Source organism: Rhodococcus sp. FW305-130, from assembly GCF_058788335.1.
Window position 1 is genome coordinate 1 of record NZ_JBYTAP010000001.1, and the last position, 20,568, is coordinate 20,568.

A 20,568-nucleotide genomic window follows, 5' to 3' on the forward strand; every position below is an offset into this window, starting at 1 on the left:
CCCCCCCCCCCCCCCCCCCCCCCCCCCCCCCCCCCCCCCCCCCCCCCCCCCCCCCCCCCCCCCCCCCCCCCCCCCGCGGTCATTTCTGTGACTCTTTGATTGCGTCCAGCCGCGCCTCTAGACCGTCGAGGACACGGTCGAGTGTGTAGCGATAGTGTTCTGCCCGTGTTGCTTCCGCAGCATCCGGTGGACCGGCAAATTTCCCGATCAGTGTCTCCATCGATGAACGGGGATCTGAGGGTCCGTCGTTGCTCAGGCGTTCCAGCATCGCGCTGTGATCGGGTGAAGGCTGTCCGCTGGGAATGCGCCTGGCGTCGTTCATGGCAATCAGTGTGGTTGTCGAAGTGAAGGCGACGGTGTAAGCCTGAGCGGCTTCTTCCCCGAACCCGGCGGCGGTCAGTGAAGCCAATCCGGCCTCCATGAGTTCCCGGCTGCGCTGGGTGGCAACTCCGTTCATCAGCAGCCACTGTGCCGCGCCTGGACACTCGATCAAGGCCTCTCGCATCTGCAAGAGCAGATGCGTCAGCCATTGACGCCAATCTTCTTGTGCGGATGGCACGTTCACGGCCGACACTGCACTGTCGACCACCGCAGCCGAGAGTGCGTCCCGATCTCCGACGAGTCGATAGACGACGGAGAACGACGTATCGAGTTCGCTGAGCAGCTGCCGCAGCGACCAGCCCTCGACTCCGTGCTCGCGACTGAGCCCGAGCGCCACGGTCAGCACGGCGTCCGCAGTGATCCCGGTGTTGTAACTCCGGCGGCGCTGTGATTTCGCGGCGGACTTCTTGTCAGGTGATGGCGCAGTCATGGTCCGACCGAGCTTAGCGGCGTCGGATCGGGTCGCGTAGTCGACGCAACCGATTGACGGATGAACTTAGGTGAGGTTTACTTGCCAAATCCGAGCAGTGCTCGGATTTGTAGCGGCCCCCCGATTTTCCGAAGCTGAAGGACACCATGAAGTTGAAAACGCGACCCGGTTACCTATCGAGGCTGGGTGCTTCGCTGCTGGTCAGTGTCGTTGCCCTGACTGCGGCCGCCTGTAGCTCGAGTGAGGCGGGACCGACGACGGAACCTGCCGAGGGAACGCGTGTTGTGTCCCACGAATTCGGTGAGACGTCGGTTTCAGGCGACCTCGGGCGAATTGTTTCCCTCGACGAATACGCCGCACTCGGTCTCCTTGCCGTCGGCATCACCCCTGACGTGGTCTTCACGTCGTGGGGATCGGAGATCGGCCAGGACATCTTGGCGTCAGCGGGTACCGAGGTGGTCACGGTGCCGCCGCTCGGTGCACCCCCGATCGAGCAGGTCCTCGCCCAGGATCCTGGACTGGTCATCTTCACGTCGATGGGCGATCGGAGCTACTACGACTCCCTCGCGTCGACCGTCCCCACAGTGCCGGTCCCGGCCGTCACAACTCCGTGGCGTGAGAATCTTGCCTTCTTCGGACGCGCTTTTGATCGTCAGTCGGTTGCCGACAAGTTGACTGTCGCTTTGGAAGGCAAGATCGCTGACGTCTCTGCTCGGTCCGGTGGTGAAGCGAACACCGTGTCAGTGTTGATGAGCAGTTCTGGAATCCTTGCCACCACCACCGAGCAGGCGCCGCCGTCGTTGCTGTTGGCGGAGAGCGGCTTCGGGCGTCCGGAATCCCAGCGAGCGAATACCGCTGGAGGACTGCCGTATGCGCCCCTGTCCGACGAGGCGATCCCGGCGCAGGATGCTCGGATCGTAGCCGTGTTCGACGAGGGCGTGTACGAGTTCGGCAAGGTTGCCGGTGTTCCCGGGTTCTCGAGTCTTTCAGCGGTGCAGGAGAACCGAGTGGCCAAGGTCAACGGAGACATGTGGCTCGCCACTCATCCCTTCGCCACTTTCTGGATGATCGAGGACATGGATGCCATGGCTGCCGGCAATCTGACCGGCACCGGAACCGAAGCTGTTGCCGCGACGCGCTATCAGGAATTCACGGCGCTGACGGCATGAGTTCGAGTGCGTTGAGTCGGCGCCTGGCTCTGCGATGGGGAGCGGTGACTCTCGGCTCTGCGGCTGTGGGTTCTGTGGCTTTGGGTTCTGTGGCACTGAGTGCGTGCAGCCGTGGCTCGGCGAACGAAACCAGTTCTGAGATTTCACCGTTCGACGACGAAGTACGTGCTGCCGAACAGGCGAGAATTCGTAGCGGGCACACAGTCCAACGGAATCTGACAGCTGCACCGGCTCGGGTGAGTCTGGGCGCCAGAGGGGTGGACACATGGTCGTACGGTGCAGAAGCGGTGGGTCCGGAGATTCGAATCTCCAAGGGAGACCGACTCAACGTTCGGTTGCAGAACGACCTTCCGACGGAGACCTCGGTGCACTGGCACGGCATTGCGATCCGCAACGACATGGACGGTGTCCCACCGGTCACCCAGGAACGAATCCGACCAGGTGCCGAGTTCACCTACGACTTCGTGGCCCCGGATCACGGAACATATTGGTACCACTCCCATTCAGGATTGCAGGCCGATCGAGGGCTATTCGGTGCACTCGTGGTCGAGGACCCGAACGACCGGACCGGAGCCGACGAGGACGTCGTCATCGTGATCGACGACTGGCTCGACGGGCTGGGAACAACCCCGGATGCAGTGCTTCGCGCATTGTCACCGGACGTGCAGGGAGGACACCACGGGCACGGCGGAGCTCCACCGGAAGTCGATGATGCAGAGATTGATTCTGCCGCAGAACTTCTCGCCAGCGGTCACGGCAATTCCGAGGCGCTCGGTGGAATGGCAACGCACATCACGTATCCACTGCACCTGATCAACGGACGGCCTGTGGAAGATCCCTTCGTCGTCAGTGCAGCGGCCGGAACACGGCTTCGATTGCGGGTGATCAATGCCGGGGCGGAGACTCCGTACCGTTTCTCGGTCGCCGGGCACGAGTTGACCGTTGTCAGTGCTGACGGGCAGGACATCGCCTACACAGCCGGAGACGAGATTCTGATCGCACCCGCGCAGCGATACGACGTATTGGTGACGGTGCAGTCCGGTTCGTGGCCTATCGCCGTGAAGGTGGAAGGGAAGCCAGGTGGCGCCGCGTGCCTGCTTCGGACACCGGATTCGGTAGCGAGCGTCGACCTGACTTCCCCTGCAGTGCTGTCAGGGTCCGGCGGCCGACTCGTTCTGGAACCGACGCTTCGACCGTCGGGCGCGTGGGAACAGCGGGTGCCGGATCGTGAGTATTCGGTTGATCTCATCCAGGCCGGGGATCGATACGTCTGGGGAATGGCGGGCACCGATGTGGGTCGGTTGATCATGAAGCAGGGCGAGCGAATACGAATCGTCATGAACAACAACACCGATATGTGGCATCCGATGCACACCCACGGGCACACCTTCTCGGTTCCCTCGTACGGCGGGCTTCGCCGAGACACCGTGATCGTACTTCCGCGTGCGCAATTGGCGATCGACTTCGACGCCGACAATCCAGGACGGTGGATGTTCCACTGTCACAACGCGTACCACTTCGAGGCCGGGATGACTGCCGACCTCCACTACGTTCGATGAGGAGAGCAGAATGTCAGTTCGCGCCGGGTTGACCACATTGATCGCTGTTGCAGCGGTGTTCACGCTGACGTCGTGCGGAGGTGAATCACAGGGTTCCACCGAGCACGCGCCGGTCGAGATCTCGGTGAAGAACCTTGCGTACTCACCGAACTCCGTCACTGTGCACACAGGACAGACGGTCACGTGGATTTTCGAGGACCAGGGAATGCCGCACGATGTCGTGTTCGCCGAGCTGGGGATCAAGAGCGATCTCCAAGGAAGCGGAACCTACAGTCAGACCTTCGACAAAGCCGGAACGTTCACCTACACGTGCACACCACATCCGAACATGACCGGCACGATCATCGTCGAAGAGTGAGTAACTCGATGACAGTGAAGGAGACTGTGGCCTTCGAAGACTCGCCTGGTCTGGTCGACCGAGACGCTTTGGGTCGCATGATCGCTCCCGTGAGAAATCGCCTGCTCCTGGGTGCGGGTTTGTCGGCGCTGTCGGTGCCGCTACGATTCCTGCCCTACGTTTCGGTGGTCGAGATCGCGCGGGTGCTCCTGACCGACTCGTCGTTGAACCTGGTCTGGCTGTGGGCCGCAATCGGTGCAGCGGGCACAATTCTCGGTTTTGTCGTCTACAACGCAGCGCTGACCGTGTGCCACACCGCCGACGCGCATTTCAAATACTCGATCCGCTCGCGTATCGCTCGGCATCTGTCCCGAGTTCCTCTGGGGTGGTTTGCAAATGGTGGCACCGGTGAAGTGAAGCAGGCGATGACCGACGACGTGAAGCGGATGCATCTTCTCGTCGCTCACCTTCCCGCCGACGTGGTACCCGCGATCCTGTCGCCGATAGTGGCCCTGATCTATCTGGTGGCGATGGACTGGAAGTTCAGCCTGGTCCTGGTCGGCTACATCGGAGTGTGTCTCGCTCTTGCCGCGCCGTCGATGCGCAGAGCCTATCGAACGAACGTCGACTCCTGGAATCTTGCAATGTCGACATTGACCTCTGCGACAGTAGAACTGGGCGACGGTATCGAGGTCGTCAAGACGTACGGGAGTGGGAGTCGCGCATTCGCGCGCTACTCGAGCGCTGTCGATTCGATGGTTGCGGTGTGCGTGCGATGGATGTCGGGGATGGGAAGGCCGGTGGTCGCGATGTCGATCCTCCTCTCACCGGCGGTACTCATCGTGGTCATCACGGCGACGGGAACCGCAATGTTGTCCGGGGGTTGGATTACCCCGGTAGCTCTTGTTGCCTTTCTGGTCGTCGGAATCGGTGTTCCGTCGTCGGTTCTGCACATGGGAACGATGGCCAACCTCTACCGCGAAGGCCAACTGGGAGCGACTCACGTCGAGAGCATCCTCGGCGAACCAGAGCTGGCCGAACCTCAGGATGCAGTGCCTGCTCGCAGCACTTTGGTCGAATTCGACAGCGTCGGCTTCGAATACACCACTGGGCAGCGCGTCCTCGAGAACATCTCCTTCGAGATGCAACCGGGCACCGTGACCGCGATCGTTGGCCCCTCCGGCTCCGGAAAGACCACTTTGGCGCGTCTACTTCCGCGGTTCTGGGACGTCACGGACGGGTCTATTCGACTGGGCGGAAGCGATTTACGAGATCAGTCCAGTCGTGAAGTCTTGAAATCGATGGCCATCGTCTTCCAGGATGTTGTGCTCTTGCGGGACAGCGTGCGCGAGAATATTCGGCTCGGTCGACCGGATGCAACGGATCTGGAAGTGGAGACAGCGGCGAGGCGGGCGCAGATTCACGACGTGATCATGCGACTGCCGGACGGGTATGACACCGAGATCGGTGGTGGTTCGGGCAGTGAGTTGTCGGGTGGGGAGAAGCAGCGCCTGACCATCGCCCGCGCCATCCTTCAGAACCCGCCGATCGTCATCCTGGACGAGGCGACTTCGCAGGCCGATCCCCACAGTGAATCGGCCGTTCAACGCGCACTGGGCGAGATCAGTGCAGACGGCGGCACCCTGATGGTGATCGCTCATCGACTGCACACCGTCCGATACGCAGATCAGATACTCGTTCTCGACGCCGGACGGATCGTGGAAAAGGGTACGCACGAACAGTTGTCGGCGCTCGGCGGAACCTACGCGCGGATGTGGGCGCTCCAGAACCCCCTCGTCGAAGACATCTCTCCGCGAAAGGCGCCGCAATGATTCGAGACCTGGACGAAATCCTCGGGCGCGACAATGGGATGCGAGGTCAGATAGCAGGTTTCACGCTCGCCGGGATACTCGAGGGTGTCGTCTTTGCACTGATGATTCCGATCCTGAAAGCGGTGGTTCGCGGCGATTACGACGCCGCAGTGCCGTGGGTTGTCACGGCTGCTCTCGTGGCGGTGGCCTGTGGCGCCGTACGGTGGATCGCCGAGAATCGGGCGTACCGCATCGGAATCGAGGGTTTTGCCGGTGGAATCATGCATCGCCTCGGTGAGCACTTGGTGCAGGTTCCGCTCGGGTGGTTCAGCAAGGCAAACCGTGGAGCGTTCACTCGCCTGGTCACCGAGGGCACGGCTATCTTGATGAGCATCCCGGGAATGATCATCGCGCAACTCGTCACCGTCACGGTGACTCCAGCGACAGTGGCGATCGCTGTCTTGTTTGTGGACTGGCGACTGTCTCTCGCGATGGTCGTCTTCGTTCCACTGGGGATTCGGGCTTACCGCAACGTGCAACGGGCGGTTGTTCCCGAATACGAGGCGATCGGCAAGAGCGAATCCGAGTTGGCATCGCGCGTCGTCGAATATGCACAGGCGCAGCAAGTTCTACGTTCGGCTGGTAAGAGTGGCGAAGGCTGGACTCGGTTGGACGAAGCTCTTGTGTCCAACCGGGACGCACACCTGCAGGAAATCGGATCGGTCGACAAGTATCTGCTGCGCTTCATGATCGTCGTTCAGGTTGCCTTTCTCACCGTCCTGGTTCTGGCGGCACTGCTGGTCACCACCGGGTCCATCGACACAGCAAGCGTGATCGTTGTTCTCGTGTTGGCCGTGAGGTTCGTGGAGCCGATGCAAATGCTCGCAGGATTCGGTGAAGGTATCTCACTGGCCCGGGTGTCGCTCGGATCTGTCCGAGAGATGATCGATGTACCGGTGCTGGCGGAGCCTGAGGTGCCGAAAGAGCCTACCTCGTATGATATTCGGTTCGATTCGGTCTCCTTCGGCTACGGCCCGGATCGCGTGATTCGTAACGTGAGCCTCGAATTCCCGGACTGCTCGGTCACTGCTCTGGTCGGTCCTTCCGGTTCCGGAAAGACAACTCTGGTTCGGCTGATCTCCAGATTCTGGGACGTCGACGAAGGTGCGGTATCCATCGGGGGAGCCGATGTTCGCGACATCGGAACGAGAGCATTGATGTCTCGGATATCGACTGTCTCACAGCAGGTTTACCTGTTCGACGGAACCATCCTGGAGAACGTTCGGTTGGCGAGACCGGATGCCACCGACTCGGAGGTCCGTCAAGCAGTGGTGGATTCCAGGCTAGGCGAAGTGATCGACCGTTTGCCGAGCGGTGAGGAGACCAGGGTAGGTGAAGGCGGATCACTGCTGTCCGGCGGTGAACGTCAGCGGGTCTCGATTGCGCGGGCATTCCTCAAGGACACTCCGATTGTTCTTCTCGATGAAGCGACTTCCGCCCTCGACGGAGAGAACGAAGTCGCCATCACCGAGGCAATTCACCGATTGGCCCGTGGTCGAACGGTGGTGATCATCGCTCATCGCCTGTCGACTATTCAGGGAGCAGATCGCATCGTCTACCTCGAAGCCGGAGGGGTGGAGGAGGTCGGTTCCCACGAAGACCTGATCGCGCGAGGTGGAAAGTACTCGGGTCTGTGGGCCGAGCGCAGTGGCGCGGAGGGATGGAGGATCGACCGAGCACTCGAGCCATGAGCAAACCGTGTGGTTTGATCGACGAATGGACGAAGCTGCTGCAGATCCAGTGAAACCGCCGCGCAAGCGCAGGTGGCCTCGTTGGGTCGCAGGCATTGCGGTGCTCGGAGCAGTTGTCTACGCGGGCTCGATCGTGTGGATCTCCGTGGCGTCGGCCGGACATACGTCAGACGCCGCCGATGCTCCCGACGCTCCGGTTGTGATCGTGCTGGGCGCGCAGATCAAGGACGGTAAGCCGATGGCTTTCCTGAAAGGGCGGCTGGACGCAGCAGTCGAACTGGTGGAAGCGGGAAAGGCTAAAGCGGTCCTGGTCTCCGGCGACGCGAACGGCGGCTCGGGTGACGAGATCGCGGCGATGACGAACTACCTGGTGGAGCAGGGAATAGATGAGCGTCGCATCGTGGGGGATCCGTACGGCCTCGACACCTATGACACCTGCTTTCGGGCCATACATACGTATGGGGTAACCAAGGCGTTGATCGTCACTCAGGGGTATCACGTGCCCCGCGCTGTTGCGTTGTGCCGAGACGTCGGCATCGACGCAGACGGTGTGAACAGCGATTGCGGGTGCGCAACTCCGACGCTGATCAAGAACGCCGCGCGGGAGTGGGTTCTTGCCAAGCCCAAGGCAGCGCTGGACATGCTGTGGAGTCGGGACGCAAAGGTGACGTCGCCGTCGGAGGACTCGGTCCAGGTGGCGCTGTCGATTCCCTGACGCGGGGTGAGTGCGCACGGTTTCTGTCGAGTGAACACACGCTCCGGAGAGTCGGAGCGTGTGTTCACTCGAGGTGAAGGGTGCTAGCTCGACAGTCAGATCAGTGCTGCGGCGGCGAATGCTCCCAGTGCGATCAATGCCGCGCCGGTGACGCTCTGCACGCGACGGTCCACGACGCACATGATCGAGAGGAATCCCGGCATCGAGCCACCACGCTTGGTGTGCACGATTGCCGCGAGGCTGGGCATGCAGCGGCCAAGGGATACGACCGTGAACAGCGCCGCCCCGAGAGCCGGTGAACCCGAAGCCATGACGCCGAGTGCCAGGAGGTAGTACGCACTCGAGCGGATGAAGATCAGAAATCCCGGACCGATGATCGCGCCGAAGATCAGCGAGACCTTCCAGGGCGCCATTGTGCGGCGCAGATGGCGCGGAAGCTGTTGGCGCCGCATCGGAGTCGGCATCCTCACTGCACCCAACTCGTGCAGCCCGTACGCAACCGCGACGACGGCCCAGATGCCCAGTGCCCAGCTGATCGGGATGTACCCGGACATCGCCGCACCGAGAGTGCCGATCAATGCCCCGGTGGCGGCTCCCGTCGTGACCGAACCCAGAGCGTGCCAGCCGAGTCGGCGGACGGGAGTCGAGGATCCCTTCCGATCGACCTGCTTCGGCGCGGCAACAACTCCGGCGACGGACATTCCGCAGGTCGACCAGTTCGCAGCCAGCGACGTAACCAGTCCGGCGCCGATAACAGCTGTGGTCAAAGCTGTTGTCGCAGATGGCGTGGCCACGAGTGTGAGGCCGGCACCCGCAGCAGCGCCCGCAGCGACGAGGCTGACACGGGTCGCGGTGCCGACCGAGCCTTGAAGGGTCGGCCGGATGTCAGGGACATCGGTCTGCAGTGGGCCGTGTGAGAGAACAGTAGTCATCAGATCCTCCGAAGTGTTTGTGGTTCAGGAAAAGTGTTGAGCCGAAGTCGCAGCGAAAAGTGATGAGCCAGAGTTCACAGCACTGTGATGACGCCGATCATGTACGGGTGGACGGAGCACGAATACTCGTAGACGCCGACGCTCTCGAACGTGTGCCGGAATGTTCCGTCGCCGGTGATACCGCTGTCGAACAGGCCGGGTGATTCCACATGATGCAGGAGTCCACCGTCGTCGAAGCGCCACTCGACGGTGCCGCCGTGTTCCACGGTGACGTCCATCGGGCTGAACTGAACATTGCTGATCTCGACCACCACGTCGGGGACGGGATCTTCTGTGCCGCAAGCTGGGACAAACGTCGCCGCGACAGCGAGGCCGAAGCCGACGATCCACCTCCTCACTATTGAACGATCACGGTGCCCACCATCATCGGATGGGGCGTGCAGTGGTAGGTGAAGGTGCCGGCGTCGTCGAACGTGTACGAGAAGGTTCCCTCGGTGAGCAACTCGCTCTTCAGCTTCCCGTCGAGATCACCGTTGCCGACCACGTCGTGGGGGAGTCCGCTGTCGTCGAACTTCCATTCGACGGTCTGTCCCTTCTCGATGGTGACCGATGCCGGTGTGTACGCCATGTTCTTCACCTCGATCACGACTGCAGGTTCGTCCGACGACGCACCGGCATCACTACTGCAGGCGGTGAGGCTCAGGGCAGCGCACGCGGACAGGAAAGCGGGAACGAGTTTCTTCATGAGGTGTTCTCTCCATTCTTCGACTTGTCAGCGGACGTAACGCAGATTTGCCGTCATGCCGGCCTCGAAGTGGTAGGCGTTGTGGCAGTGGAACATCCACTCGCCGGGATTGTCGGCGTCGAACTCGATGGCAAGCTCGGTGCCGGGTAGGACGTTGACGGTGTCTCGGCGAAGTCCGCCGTAATCCGGTACCGCAAACGTGTGGCCGTGGGTGTGCATGGGGTGCCACATCGTGGACGTGTTCTTCATCGTGATCCGGACCCGTTCGCCCTGTTTGATGACGAGCTTGCCCGCATCGGCTCCCGCCATTCCCCAGACGTACCGATCGCCGGCCTGGATCAATTCGATGTGGTAGTCGCGATCAGGCGACTTCGTCTCGAGCCGTGCGGATTCCGTGGGCCGGAGTTCGCTTTCGGTGACCAGTCGGCCGGCCAGTTCCGAGAGGTTTCCGCCCACATCCGGATTCGCCAGCGCCAACGCGTCGGTGCTGCGTAGGACGGTCGACGCATAACCATCTCGGCCCTCGACCTTCGCCACCACCGGCCATGTTCCCGACTTCACCGTCACCAGTACGTCGTAGCGTTGGGCCATTCCGACGATGATGGTGTCGGCGGGAGTTGGTTCCACGTCGTAGCCATCGGTAGCGACGATTGTCATCTCGTGACCGGCCACCGCAAACCGGTACGGAGTTTCGGCGGCTGCGTTGATGATTCGCAGTCGAAGGGTCGAACCGGGCGCTGCAGTGACGACAGCAGGATCGTTGGGTGGCCGCCCGTTGATCAAGTGCAGTGGATACGCGATGTGTTGAGTCATCCCGCCGAGTGGTTCGGAAGAACCGTGTCCACCGCTCACCAACTGTTGCGCGAAAGACATGTCGGCTTCCGAGTGTTCCGCCGGAGTCGTTGCCCCACCGCCGTGTCCGCCGTGCCCGCCCGAAATTGCCGGGTTCAGGGCCATCAGGACGGAATCCGGTGTGGTACCCAATCCGTCGAGCCAGTCGTCGAGCACCAGAACGGCATCGGCGTCGGCCCCGGTGATGTCGTTCGGGTCCTCGACGATCATGGCGCCGAAGAGCCCCCGATCGGCTTGTAATCCGCTGTGCGAGTGGTACCAGTACGTTCCCGGATCCGGTGCGATGAAGTTGTACTCGAAACTCGAACCGGCGCCGATGGGGGCCTGCGTGGTGGGTGCCGCGCCGTCCATGTCGTTGCGGATTCGAATTCCGTGCCAGTGCAGTGTTGTTTCGGCATCGAGGCCGTTCTGGACGCTGACGTTCACCCGGTCACCGGACTTCAGTCGAAGTTCCGGAGCCACCGCAGCGCCTCCGTACGTCCACGTGTCCACGAGGCGTCCGCCAAGATCTACCGTCGAGAATCCGGCGGCAAGGGCAAACGCAGCGGTCGTCCCGTTCCAGGCTCGCGCCGATTCTGCGGCGGCAACTTCGGGGTCGGTGGGCAGAATGTAGTCGAGATCGGTTGTGGGCGTCGGAGATGCTGCAGTGGAACTGCATCCGGCAATCGTCCCCATCGCGCCGAGCCCGAGTGCTCCGGCGCCGAGTGCTCCCAAACTCAGGAAGCGGCGCCGGCCCATCGCCACACCGGATCCGGGACGACTCATCGGAGTACTTCTGGTGTGATCAACCCGCTGACATCCCCGACGTTGCCCGAGACATCGACGGAACTGACCTGCTCGCCGGTGCTCGCGTTGTAACCCACGATCTTCTGCGGAGCGGAGCCTTCGACCTCAGGTCCGGTACCGAGCACGTAGAACGTGGCGCCGTCGACGGAAAAGGTCATGCTCTTGATGTCTGTCAAGCCGAGGTCTGCCAGCGTCAAGCTCTTCACCGGGGCGAAGGTCGTTGCATCGGACAAGTCGATCTTGACCAGTGAGCCTCCCCGAGCAGAGTCCGGATGAATAGCCGTGTCCGTGTACGCGATTGCGAGCCGGGTTGCGTCGGCGTTGATGACGTTCTCCGAGAATCGACCGGAGTCCTGCCCGGCGTTTCCGATCGGCTTGACACCTTCCTGAGGCAGTCCGTTGGAGAAGTCGAAGACGTACACATCGCCGTTCTCACTGACCAGCAAGGCTTTTTGTGCTTCCGATGCCCACGTGACCTTGCGGGTGGAGACAAAATCCTCGGGTAGGACCTTGCTTCGGGCGGTTTCCTTCGGAACACCGTCGTCACCGATCGTGACGTGCAGCAGTTCCCGGGTGTCCTCGCAGACGCTGTACAGCTCGTGATCGACCATCCACGTGAACGGACCGCAGCCGACTATCTGGAGTGCACCGGTCGCTTCCTTCTTCTCGAGGTCGACCACTCTGATTCCGTACAAACCGTCGTCCCACGTGACGAAGAACTTGCCGTCGGACGTCACGGCGTTCGAGCCGGGACGGGAATGTACGCGTGCGACGTCCGGAAGCATGACCTCGGCTGGTTCCAGCAGGTTTCCGGAGTAGGTGCTGACCGTGAAATCTGCTGCGCCGCGGGAACCTCGGGGGCGCCACACCTCGGCAGCGAGCACCGCAGGATCTTCGGCGGAATCCCCGACGAATCCGTGAATGACCGGGTCCCAGATACCCGGGCCGACGGTGATTCGGCTCTCGGCCACACCGGTTTTCGGATCGATGACGTTGACGCTCAGCTCGAGCTGGCCGAATCCACCTTCGACGCCCAGCAAGCGGTCAGCTGCGATCGGGGTGATCGAACCGACGTGCAACGGCTCGGGAATGGTATCGCCGATTTCCTGGTCGTCGTGACCGAGGGAGATCCCCTCGCCCGGAGCAGTGAACGGAACTGTCGGATAGGTGACATCGCCTGCGCTGGAAGGTTCGTCGTTGTCGGACGAACTGCAACCGGCCAGCGCGAGTACGACTGTGAGTGGGATGACGGCAACGGCGGGGCGCGCCAGTTTTCGGGTTCGCGAACTGCTCATGATCCGGCACCGACCTTGGGGCGCTCGGCCGGTCGAGTCTGGCAGTCCTCACCGATGATGGGCGCCATCGTGCAGGTGTATGCCTGAGACTCGTCGGAGACACACCAGATGATTTCCTGGTCGTAGCTTCCGGAGACCGGGTTGTACATCACGGCCTGCATGTCCGGTTCGCCGCAGAATGCGTTGGAACACGAAGGTGCACCGCAGCAGTCGTAGTAGGCGATCAGATAGGTCTTGCCGGTATCAGGGTTGGTGCAGCATCCGACCCAGAACTCTGCGCCGGGCTTGCTGCCGGGGGCGCAGGTGGTGACACCGCCGCCGTTGCATGCGGCACAGGACGTTCCGTCCATGTTGCACCAGCGCCAGTACTCGCACTCGGCCGGATCTTTACCGTCGTAGACAGGGACAAGAGGTTCGGGGCCAGGTGCCGGCGCAGGAACCTCGGGCTCTTGGGCGAAGGCACTACGTGTCACAGGAAGTGTGCTGATCAGTGCCACTCCTGACACACCCATGGTCCACTTGCCGATCCGACTGATCATGGATCGCCGCGAAACTCGTTCGGAGAGTTTACGTCCGGTTCGACTGGTGAGCGAACCGCCCTGGCCCGCCATCCATTCGGCCTGGGCCTGAACTGTCGCCTCGTCGACGGGATATCGATTCTCCGTGATGTTGTGCTGCGGGAATTCATTGTCGTCCAACGATTTTCTCCTGATTCGTGAAGAGGATCGAACTGTGCAGGAAGATCAGGCCGCGCTGCCGGATTTCGCCTGGGCATGAAGGTGCTGGAGTGAGGGGGTGCCGGATTCGAGCGCATTGAGCAGGCTTTCCACCTGAGCCATGTGATTGCACAGGCCCTTTCCTCGGATCTTGCCGTGCTCGTCGAGAATCACGCCGTACGGAGTGGTGCCCACCTGGTACGCGATACCGACGTCTCGAGCGTCGATGTAACTGAGCTCGGAACCGATCCCGCTGCCGGCCAGGAACTCGCGATGCTCTTCGGGTGTTCCGTCGGAGATGATGATCACGTCGAGATCCGATTCGGCTCGGGCCATTGCCCTTACGCCGGGAAGAAGGCTCTTGCATGTCGAGCAACTCGGTGCTGTGAACAGCAGGAGTTGAGGTTTGTCGCGGTGACCACCGACTCCGACGGTCCGTCCTTCCTGATCGATGAGACCGGCAAACGACGGGCCGGCCTGTTCGACCTTGGGGCCGGTATCCATCATCCGGGCACCGAGAGGTCCGAGACGTACTTGTACGCGGCCGATTTCACGAGCCAGAGCAAGAACCATCAAGAACAGTACGGCTACGGCGATCACCAGGATCACTGTCGCGACAAGGAGGAAAGTGGTCATCGTGGTAGTCCTGCCTTCGAGTTTTCAGTGGTGGGGATGTGAGTCACGAGCCGTACCGGGACGCGGTTTCGGCGGTTCGGAGGCGGATGGAGGCGCTCGACAGGTAGTCGTCGACCGGGCGTCGTCCGAGGTGGACCACCGAACGAATTTGTGCGAGAGCAACTCCAGCCAGAACGAGGAGGAATCCGAAGGTCGCCGCCACGACCTGGACGCCGATCTCAGCCTGTCCGGCGGTGACCGACAGTGCCACAGCGATCACCGCGAGTGTTCCGGCGCGAACGGCGTGGAACCATCCGATACGCGGAATCTCGCCGACTCCGAATGCAAAACATCCGCAGTCCAGATCGCGTCGCCCACGCAGGAGGTTGATCGTGAGGCTCGTGAAGAACGACGCGAACATGATGGCAGCAACCAAGGCGGCGAGGCGATGGACCACGCCGAGAACCAGAAGGATGCCTACGACGGTTTCCGCGACGGGAAGGATGCGAGCGATCGGTACTTCGAGTCGCACCGGCAACACTTTGTATCCGCGCACCGAACGAAGGACCCCGTCGTGGTCGTTCAGCTTGGGAATGCCGGCGAGCAGGAGAACAAATCCGATGATCGCCGAAGTGGTGGCGCTGACCAAGTCCATGCTTCCTCCGTTCCTCTCGGGTAGTGCCGGTGGTGTGTGGGACACATCCTGTACGGGCGATGCTGCGAACCCGCGTCGACCGCGCTACGCCTGGACGAGGTGCAACTGAGAGAGCAGTTGTCGTGTGAGAATCGGAGAACTCGCAGGTCAAGGTGCTCCCGGAGGGGCCGGATACCGTCGGCCGCCCTTGATCCGGCATGACGCTGGGTGGGAAACAGAGTCGGATTCTCACTTGAAAGTTCGGTGCGCGCCATCGTGGAAACTGCGCGGAAACATAAGCGGACTAACTTGACCGAATTCTGACAATTCGCTCGTAGGTTCGGGCCTGGACGCGACGGACGGTGACACATGGCCGTGAGTGCGGCACTGCGTGCAGCGATCACGCGAGCGCAGAATGCGGATCAACACAGTGAGCCCGTGTTCTCCCCGCTCCGTGGTCTCGGACGAGGACGTTTGACCCCGATCGACCTGTTGGGGCAATCACTCTCCACGATCGCTCCGGCAACGGGAATGGTGTTCATCGCCCTGTGGATGATCACCTACAGTCCCGGCTACGTCGGGTTGGCTGCGATTGCTGCGACAACTTCGGCGGTGTTTCTCGTTGCGTTCTGCATCACTCAATTCACGCGGAGACTGGCCGCAGCAGGATCGTTGTACAGCTTCGTCTTCCAAGGCTCCGGTATCCGGGCGACACTGACGGCGGGCGCCGCACTGGTACTCGGGTATCTCGGAATCTCGGTTTCGGTTTTCTCGCAGGCGGTTCCGAGTCTGCTCGATACCATCGCCATTGTCGGCCCCGACGTGCGAGGAACTGCCGCGACAGTGATCACGACGGTGGCGATTGCCCTGGCCGTAGCGTGGATTGCAGTGCGCGGCGTCCGGTTCGCCACCCGAGCGATCCTGGTCGTCGAAGCGTGCTCGTTGATTCTCATCGTCGTGGTCATGCTGGCGACGCACAGTGACACGACAACTGCTGTTGCCCTGCCGAATCCGTCGCTGAGTGCAGTTCCGTTTCTCGCGATGCTGACGGTGCTCAGCATGGCGGGCTTCGAAAGTTCGGCCTTCTTCGGTCCGGAAGCGAAGCGACCACTCATCGGCGTCACACGCACGGTTCTCATTTCGCCGATCATCTGCGGGGTCCTCTTCGTTTTTGCGGCCTGGGCGGCGATGACCGGCCACGGCGCGACGATCGTCGGAGCGTACTTCGAGGGAACGGCATCGGGGGCCAGCGCGGAGGTGGTTCTGGCAGTCAAGATCGGAATGACATGTTCCTGGTTCGCATCCACTCTCGGTTGTGCGCAGGCGGGTTCGCGGTTGTTGTATTCGATGGGGATCGAACGGGTACTGCCTGCGCCGCTCGCTCGCGTGCACAGACGGTTCCGCACCCCGTACGTTGCGGTACTTGCGTTCGTCGCGGTAAGTGCGGCAGGCGTGTTCATCTATTCGGATACGGTTCGCGACGATTCGGGATCCTTCGACGGCGTGGTGGAGACCGCGTTGGTCTGCGCTTACACGCTGGTGGCCTTTGCTTCGTGGAAGTTCTTGCGCCGAATCGGGGAACATACGTCGCTGACCCGGATATGCACCCTGTCCGTGAGTACCGCCGGTGCTGGTCTACTGGTCTACATCGTTCTCGACGGTGCGGTTCACGGGATGTGGGCACTGCCGATCGCTGCTCTTGCTGTTGCGGTGTCGGGGACAGTGTGGAGCGCATTGCTCCGTAGAGCCAGACCTGAAAGCCTTCTGATGGTTGGCGCTTTCGACAGCGTCGAGACGGCGGACCTGTTGCCCGGTGCTGGCACTCTGCTGATCGACGGTGACGGGCGAAGGCGACTCGTTCCGGATCGTGGGACCGCCGAGGGTGACTCGCCGGAGCATGGGCGGTGACCGCGGACCGTGCAACCGCTGGTCCACGATCAGGAAAACAGATCGGCGAAGAGACCCACTTCAGTGGACAACAACCGCGTGCGGTTCAGAAGGCGCTGGGGATGCTCGAGGCGGTGGCTCATCTGGGACCGGGAACAACCGCGAAGGAGATCGCCACTTTTGCAGGCGTTCCATCGGCCACGGCGTACCGGATGCTGAATCTGCTGGTGGCGGAGGGCTTTCTCGTGCGGGTGCCGGACCTGTCAGGGTTCGCGTTGGGACGTCGGACTGCCGAGCTCTCGCATGCGGCGTCGTCGAGTGGTCCGGCGCCGACGCTGCACGAGCGCGTCGAGGACATGCGGACACACACGAGGTTCGGATTGCACGTCGCGTCATTCGCCGGTGGGCGCTTGCGGTTCGTCGACAAGGATCCGGATCACGAGATCATCGGAATAGCGGCACTGGCCAAGAACCTTCACGCGAATGCGCTGGGGAAGGTTCTGTTGGCGCACGACGAGCGGTTGCTTTCGGGTTTGGAACTTCGCCGGGTCACGGAGTTCACCCTCGGTGATTTCGATGCGTTGTATGAGCAGTTGAGGTCTGTTCGCCTGCAGGGTTTTGCATTCGAGAACCAGGAATGCCGCCTGGGTCGATCCGCAGTGGCAGTACCGGTTCGAGATCACGCAGACCAGGTGGCCGGCGGGTTATGTGTTCAGGGAGCGAGCGGGCGAGTGACGGACGAGGATCGAGAGTTGGTCGGTTTCCTACTCGATTGTGCGCGTCAGCTCACCGGATTGCTCTGACGTCACACGCGCAGACTCAGGGGGAGCCCGGCGGTCATCAGGACCACGGACTCCGATTCACTGGAGATGCGGCTGTTCACCAGACCGAGTAGATCGCGGAACAGCCTCCCGGACTTCGTGTCCGGGACGACGCCGCTTCCCACTTCGTTCGTGACGGCGACAATCGGAACCGGACAGGCGGTCCAGGCGTCGGCCAACCGGTCGATATCTGCGTGGACGGCGCTGAGATCTTTTGTCGCCCACGCCTGATGTCGGTCCAGACGTGCGGTCAACCACGTGCCGAGGCAATCGAGCAGTATCGGTGTTGTTGCGGCCGCGAGAATCTCGGCGACTTCGGAGGTCTCTACCGTCGTCCACGTCGACGGCCTCCGCGCGCGATGCGACGCAATTCGTTCGATCCAGTCGGGATCGTCGTCCTGCGGATCCCCGGTGGCGATGTACGTGACGTTCCGGTAGCCGGCAAGCAGGCCCTCCGCGTAAGTGGACTTGCCCGAGCGGGCGCCACCGGTGACCAGAGTTCGATGGCTCTGTCCTACCCCGATCTCGAGCACAGCTCCATCCGGAACCGCTCGCGCCCCGGACAAGCGAAGTGCTTCCGAGAGTTCGTTTTCGACTGGGTTGTGGTGCCCGAGGTGTACGGCGACCACATCGGTTCGATCGGTGATCGCGGTGCAATTGCGTAGTCGGGTCACCGTCTCCGCGAAACTCGGCAGATCATGGTGCCCGGTGCCGTGATCAGTTTTGTGGCCGAAGGTCTCTTCGAGAAAGACGGCGTCGAAACGCGCGTCGGCAAGTGCGTCGACAGTGGATTCGGGCAGAGGCCCGGTGTCGGTGGCCCAGAAGATTCGGGTTCCGGATGCGTCGGTGATGTCGTAGAGAAGGGTGGGTACTTCGTGCGCGGCTTCGAGTGCGCGAACACGATAGGTGCCCAACATGATCGACTGGCCGGTCTCGAGCGGTGTGAAGGTCACCGGGTCATCCGGGCCCACCCAGTCTCGGCAGAGAGCGAGCGCGTCGGGTGGTCCGAGAACCTGTAGTGGTTCGGTGCGCGAGGCCCAGGACCGGAACAGCAATGCCATCGGGCCGAGGTGATCGGGATGAGAGTGCGTCAACAGGATGTGTTCCACGTGTGCCAGCGTGCAACCGAATCGCGACGCGGCACGCGGTACTTCGGGTCCACAGTCCAACAGGATTCTGTTGTCCACCAGGGCAGCAGTGTGCCCGCGGATGGTTTCACTCGACAGGGCGGACAGGCAGGAAGGGCAAGTGCAGAACGGGTTCGGCCAACCGTCGGCAGCGCCGGTGCCGAGCATCACCAATTCCATCAGCGGGTGCCTTCCTGCCGAATCGGAACAACTATGGGACCGCTGGGCCGGTCCAGGATTTCGACCCGGGCGCCGTACACGCGGCCGAGGAGGTCTGCCTCCAGCACCGCTGAGGGTGTGCCGTCGGCAACCACGCTGCCCTTGTCCAGCAGCACGATTCGTCGACCGTACTGACCCGCGAGAGTGAGGTCGTGCATCGCGGCGATGACCGTGATGTTGTCGGCCTCACGCAGTTCCTCCACCAAGTCGAGAACCTGCTGCTGGTGACCGATGTCGAGCGCGCTGGTGGGTTCGTCCAGGAGCAGTACCTGCGGTTCTTGGGCCAGTGCCCGAGCCAGGACCACGCGCTGCAATTCGCCGCCGGAAAGTTCGGTGGCTCGTCGATCTGCGAACTCGGCGAGGTCGAGCCTCTCGATCACCGAAGAGATCACCGAACGATCAGTAGCGGTTTCGGTTCCGAAGCGTCGTAGATAGGGAGTGCGGCCGAGCGCAACCAGTTCCTTAACCGTTGAGCCCTCGGGTACTACCGGACGCTGAGGCATCAACGCGACTACGGCGGACATCGCCTTGCGGCTGGAATTGCGAGGACTCAGTCCCCCGACCGAGAGCTCACCGGTAGACGGAATCAATCCAGCGAGGGCATGCATCAAGGTTGTCTTGCCGGCGCCGTTCGGCCCGACCACGGCAACCCAATCGCCGGGTGTCACATCGAGATCGATGCCGTCGACGACGTCTTTGCCGCCGAGGTTGACTCGGAGGTCGCGGCACCGCACTGCGCTGTCGGTCATGCCGAGACCCGGCTGCGGCGCAGAACCAGAAGGAAGAACGGAGCGCCGATCATCGCGGTTACAACGCCGATCGGGAGTTCGGCCGGTGCCATGACCGTGCGGGCGGCAACGTCGGTGAGGACGAGAAACGCCGCTCCGAGCATGAGTGACAGGGGCAGAAGCAGTCGATGCGACGGGCCGACGACCAGTCGAACCGCATGGGGAACAACGATTCCGACAAAGCCGATCAGTCCACTTGCACTCACGACCGCCGCCGTTCCCAGAGTTGCGGCGAGCACCAGTACCAGGCGTGATCTGGCCGGGTCGACGCCGAGGCTGGCGGCTTCGACGTCACCTACGGCCATCACGTCGAGTACGCGTCGGTGTACCAGAATGACGGCAGATGCCAGCGCGACGTACGGCAGGACAACCAGAACTTCCGACCAACCGTCGGTGGACAATCCGCCGAGCAGCCAGGAATAGACCTCGCGGAGTGAATCGTCGAACCGCTGCTGGACAAAAGTCTGCGCTGCATTCGTGAACGCCGCGACTGCGACACCGGCGAGGATGATGACTACCGCGTTCTGCGGCCCGCCTATGCTTCGGCCGAGCGAATAAGTTGCGAACACGGCCAGCACACCACCGACGAAGGCGGCCATGGGAATTCCGAACATGCCCAGCGCTCCACCCGAAACGATGGCGAGGGTTGCGCCCAGTCCGGCTCCGCTGGAAACGCCGAGGAGATACGGATCTGCCAAGGGATTTCGGAACACGCCCTGGTAGGCGGCACCGGCAACGGCCAACATTGCTCCGACCAACGCGCCCAGGACTACTCGCGGAAGCCGGATCTGCCAGAGAATCGCCTGCTGTGTCGCGGTGAGACCGGAATCGAGGTGGATGCCGGGTATTCCGTCCAGAAGTTCGAGAATGGTTCGATCAGGCGTCAAACCGGCCGGCCCCACCAGAACACCGATCAGCAAGGCAGCGCACAGAATCAGCGCGGCGCCGAGCAGAACGGCGGTCCGATGTTGGGAGATACCGGCTTTGATCATCGAGTG

The 20,568-nt window shown here is 62.2% G+C and carries 20 protein-coding genes; 8 read left to right on the forward strand and 12 right to left on the reverse strand.

All coding sequences use genetic code 11. The annotated features are described in order from the left end of the window. Positions 1–79: 79 nt before the first annotated feature. Complete coding sequence (locus AC3WQS_RS00005) at positions 80–811, reverse strand: TetR/AcrR family transcriptional regulator (RefSeq protein WP_019745586.1); 732 nt, start codon at positions 809–811, stop codon at positions 80–82. 146 nt (positions 812–957) lie between these two features. Between AC3WQS_RS00005 and AC3WQS_RS00010 the strand changes: the two genes are divergently transcribed. From AC3WQS_RS00010 to AC3WQS_RS00035, 6 genes are read left to right on the forward strand one after another with little or no spacing between them, the layout of a single operon-like run. Next, positions 958–1,980: an ABC transporter substrate-binding protein gene (locus AC3WQS_RS00010; protein WP_021331816.1), complete on the forward strand. Its 1,023-nt coding sequence runs from the start codon at positions 958–960 to the stop codon at positions 1,978–1,980. Then, positions 1,977–3,539, forward strand: a complete 1,563-nt coding sequence (locus tag AC3WQS_RS00015) for a multicopper oxidase family protein (RefSeq protein WP_492712616.1) — start codon at positions 1,977–1,979, stop codon at positions 3,537–3,539. The genes AC3WQS_RS00010 and AC3WQS_RS00015 overlap by 4 nt, the downstream gene beginning before the upstream one ends. A 10-nt stretch (positions 3,540–3,549) precedes the next feature. Continuing rightward, positions 3,550–3,897: a plastocyanin/azurin family copper-binding protein gene (locus AC3WQS_RS00020; RefSeq protein WP_047889044.1), complete on the forward strand. Its 348-nt coding sequence runs from the start codon at positions 3,550–3,552 to the stop codon at positions 3,895–3,897. Next, positions 3,894–5,708, forward strand: a complete 1,815-nt coding sequence (locus AC3WQS_RS00025) for an ABC transporter ATP-binding protein (protein WP_492712617.1) — start codon at positions 3,894–3,896, stop codon at positions 5,706–5,708. Before AC3WQS_RS00020 ends, AC3WQS_RS00025 begins: the two co-directional genes overlap by 4 nt. Next, positions 5,705–7,438: an ABC transporter ATP-binding protein gene (locus AC3WQS_RS00030; protein ID WP_264613429.1), complete on the forward strand. Its 1,734-nt coding sequence runs from the start codon at positions 5,705–5,707 to the stop codon at positions 7,436–7,438. The genes AC3WQS_RS00025 and AC3WQS_RS00030 overlap by 4 nt, the downstream gene beginning before the upstream one ends. Positions 7,439–7,463: 25 nt before the next feature. Further along, on the forward strand, positions 7,464–8,153 hold the full coding sequence (locus tag AC3WQS_RS00035; protein ID WP_019745580.1) for a SanA/YdcF family protein: 690 nt from the start codon (positions 7,464–7,466) through the stop codon (positions 8,151–8,153). A gap of 95 nt (positions 8,154–8,248) precedes the next feature. Here AC3WQS_RS00035 and AC3WQS_RS00040 read toward each other — a convergent pair whose 3' ends face one another. The 8 genes from AC3WQS_RS00040 to AC3WQS_RS00075 all read right to left on the reverse strand — a co-directional run bounded on the left by AC3WQS_RS00040 (position 8,249) and on the right by AC3WQS_RS00075 (position 14,749). Beyond that, positions 8,249–9,085, reverse strand: coding sequence for a methylamine utilization protein (locus tag AC3WQS_RS00040; RefSeq protein WP_080909860.1), 837 nt, complete (start codon positions 9,083–9,085; stop codon positions 8,249–8,251). Positions 9,086–9,159: 74 nt separating this feature from the next. Beyond that, a complete protein-coding gene (locus AC3WQS_RS00045) occupies positions 9,160–9,483 on the reverse strand; it encodes a cupredoxin domain-containing protein (RefSeq protein ID WP_092764752.1) in 324 nt (107 codons plus the stop codon). Further along, on the reverse strand, positions 9,483–9,830 hold the full coding sequence (locus AC3WQS_RS00050) for a cupredoxin domain-containing protein (protein ID WP_492712618.1): 348 nt from the start codon (positions 9,828–9,830) through the stop codon (positions 9,483–9,485). Before AC3WQS_RS00050 ends, AC3WQS_RS00045 begins: the two co-directional genes overlap by 1 nt. A 27-nt stretch (positions 9,831–9,857) precedes the next feature. Next, positions 9,858–11,447, reverse strand: a complete 1,590-nt coding sequence (locus tag AC3WQS_RS00055; protein ID WP_492712619.1) for a multicopper oxidase family protein — start codon at positions 11,445–11,447, stop codon at positions 9,858–9,860. Continuing rightward, on the reverse strand, positions 11,444–12,763 hold the full coding sequence (locus AC3WQS_RS00060; RefSeq protein WP_228401393.1) for a hypothetical protein: 1,320 nt from the start codon (positions 12,761–12,763) through the stop codon (positions 11,444–11,446). The genes AC3WQS_RS00055 and AC3WQS_RS00060 overlap by 4 nt, the downstream gene beginning before the upstream one ends. Next, positions 12,760–13,461: a methylamine dehydrogenase light chain gene (locus AC3WQS_RS00065; protein WP_256922169.1), complete on the reverse strand. Its 702-nt coding sequence runs from the start codon at positions 13,459–13,461 to the stop codon at positions 12,760–12,762. Before AC3WQS_RS00065 ends, AC3WQS_RS00060 begins: the two co-directional genes overlap by 4 nt. A 45-nt stretch (positions 13,462–13,506) precedes the next feature. Continuing rightward, positions 13,507–14,115 carry a redoxin domain-containing protein gene (locus AC3WQS_RS00070; RefSeq protein ID WP_019745575.1) on the reverse strand — a complete coding sequence of 203 codons (609 nt, stop codon included), beginning with the start codon at positions 14,113–14,115 and terminating at the stop codon, positions 13,507–13,509. 43 nt (positions 14,116–14,158) lie between these two features. Then, a complete protein-coding gene (locus tag AC3WQS_RS00075) occupies positions 14,159–14,749 on the reverse strand; it encodes a MauE/DoxX family redox-associated membrane protein (protein ID WP_416315852.1) in 591 nt (196 codons plus the stop codon). Positions 14,750–15,097: 348 nt separating this feature from the next. Between AC3WQS_RS00075 and AC3WQS_RS00080 the strand changes: the two genes are divergently transcribed. Then, positions 15,098–16,636: an APC family permease gene (locus AC3WQS_RS00080; protein WP_492712620.1), complete on the forward strand. Its 1,539-nt coding sequence runs from the start codon at positions 15,098–15,100 to the stop codon at positions 16,634–16,636. Continuing rightward, on the forward strand, positions 16,633–17,418 hold the full coding sequence (locus tag AC3WQS_RS00085) for an IclR family transcriptional regulator (RefSeq protein WP_019745572.1): 786 nt from the start codon (positions 16,633–16,635) through the stop codon (positions 17,416–17,418). The genes AC3WQS_RS00080 and AC3WQS_RS00085 overlap by 4 nt, the downstream gene beginning before the upstream one ends. 2 nt (positions 17,419–17,420) lie before the next feature. Here AC3WQS_RS00085 and AC3WQS_RS00090 read toward each other — a convergent pair whose 3' ends face one another. Genes AC3WQS_RS00090 through AC3WQS_RS00100 form a run of 3 tightly spaced genes read right to left on the reverse strand, consistent with a single transcriptional unit; the run spans position 17,421 to position 20,562 of the window. Next, positions 17,421–18,743, reverse strand: a complete 1,323-nt coding sequence (locus AC3WQS_RS00090) for a bifunctional adenosylcobinamide kinase/adenosylcobinamide-phosphate guanylyltransferase (RefSeq protein WP_492712621.1) — start codon at positions 18,741–18,743, stop codon at positions 17,421–17,423. Next, the gene (locus tag AC3WQS_RS00095; RefSeq protein ID WP_021345724.1) at positions 18,743–19,531 is read right to left on the reverse strand and encodes an ABC transporter ATP-binding protein; all 789 of its coding nucleotides are present in this window, start codon (positions 19,529–19,531) and stop codon (positions 18,743–18,745) included. The genes AC3WQS_RS00090 and AC3WQS_RS00095 overlap by 1 nt, the downstream gene beginning before the upstream one ends. Then, positions 19,528–20,562: a FecCD family ABC transporter permease gene (locus tag AC3WQS_RS00100; RefSeq protein WP_019745569.1), complete on the reverse strand. Its 1,035-nt coding sequence runs from the start codon at positions 20,560–20,562 to the stop codon at positions 19,528–19,530. Before AC3WQS_RS00100 ends, AC3WQS_RS00095 begins: the two co-directional genes overlap by 4 nt. Between the last annotated feature and the right edge of the window lie 6 nt (positions 20,563–20,568).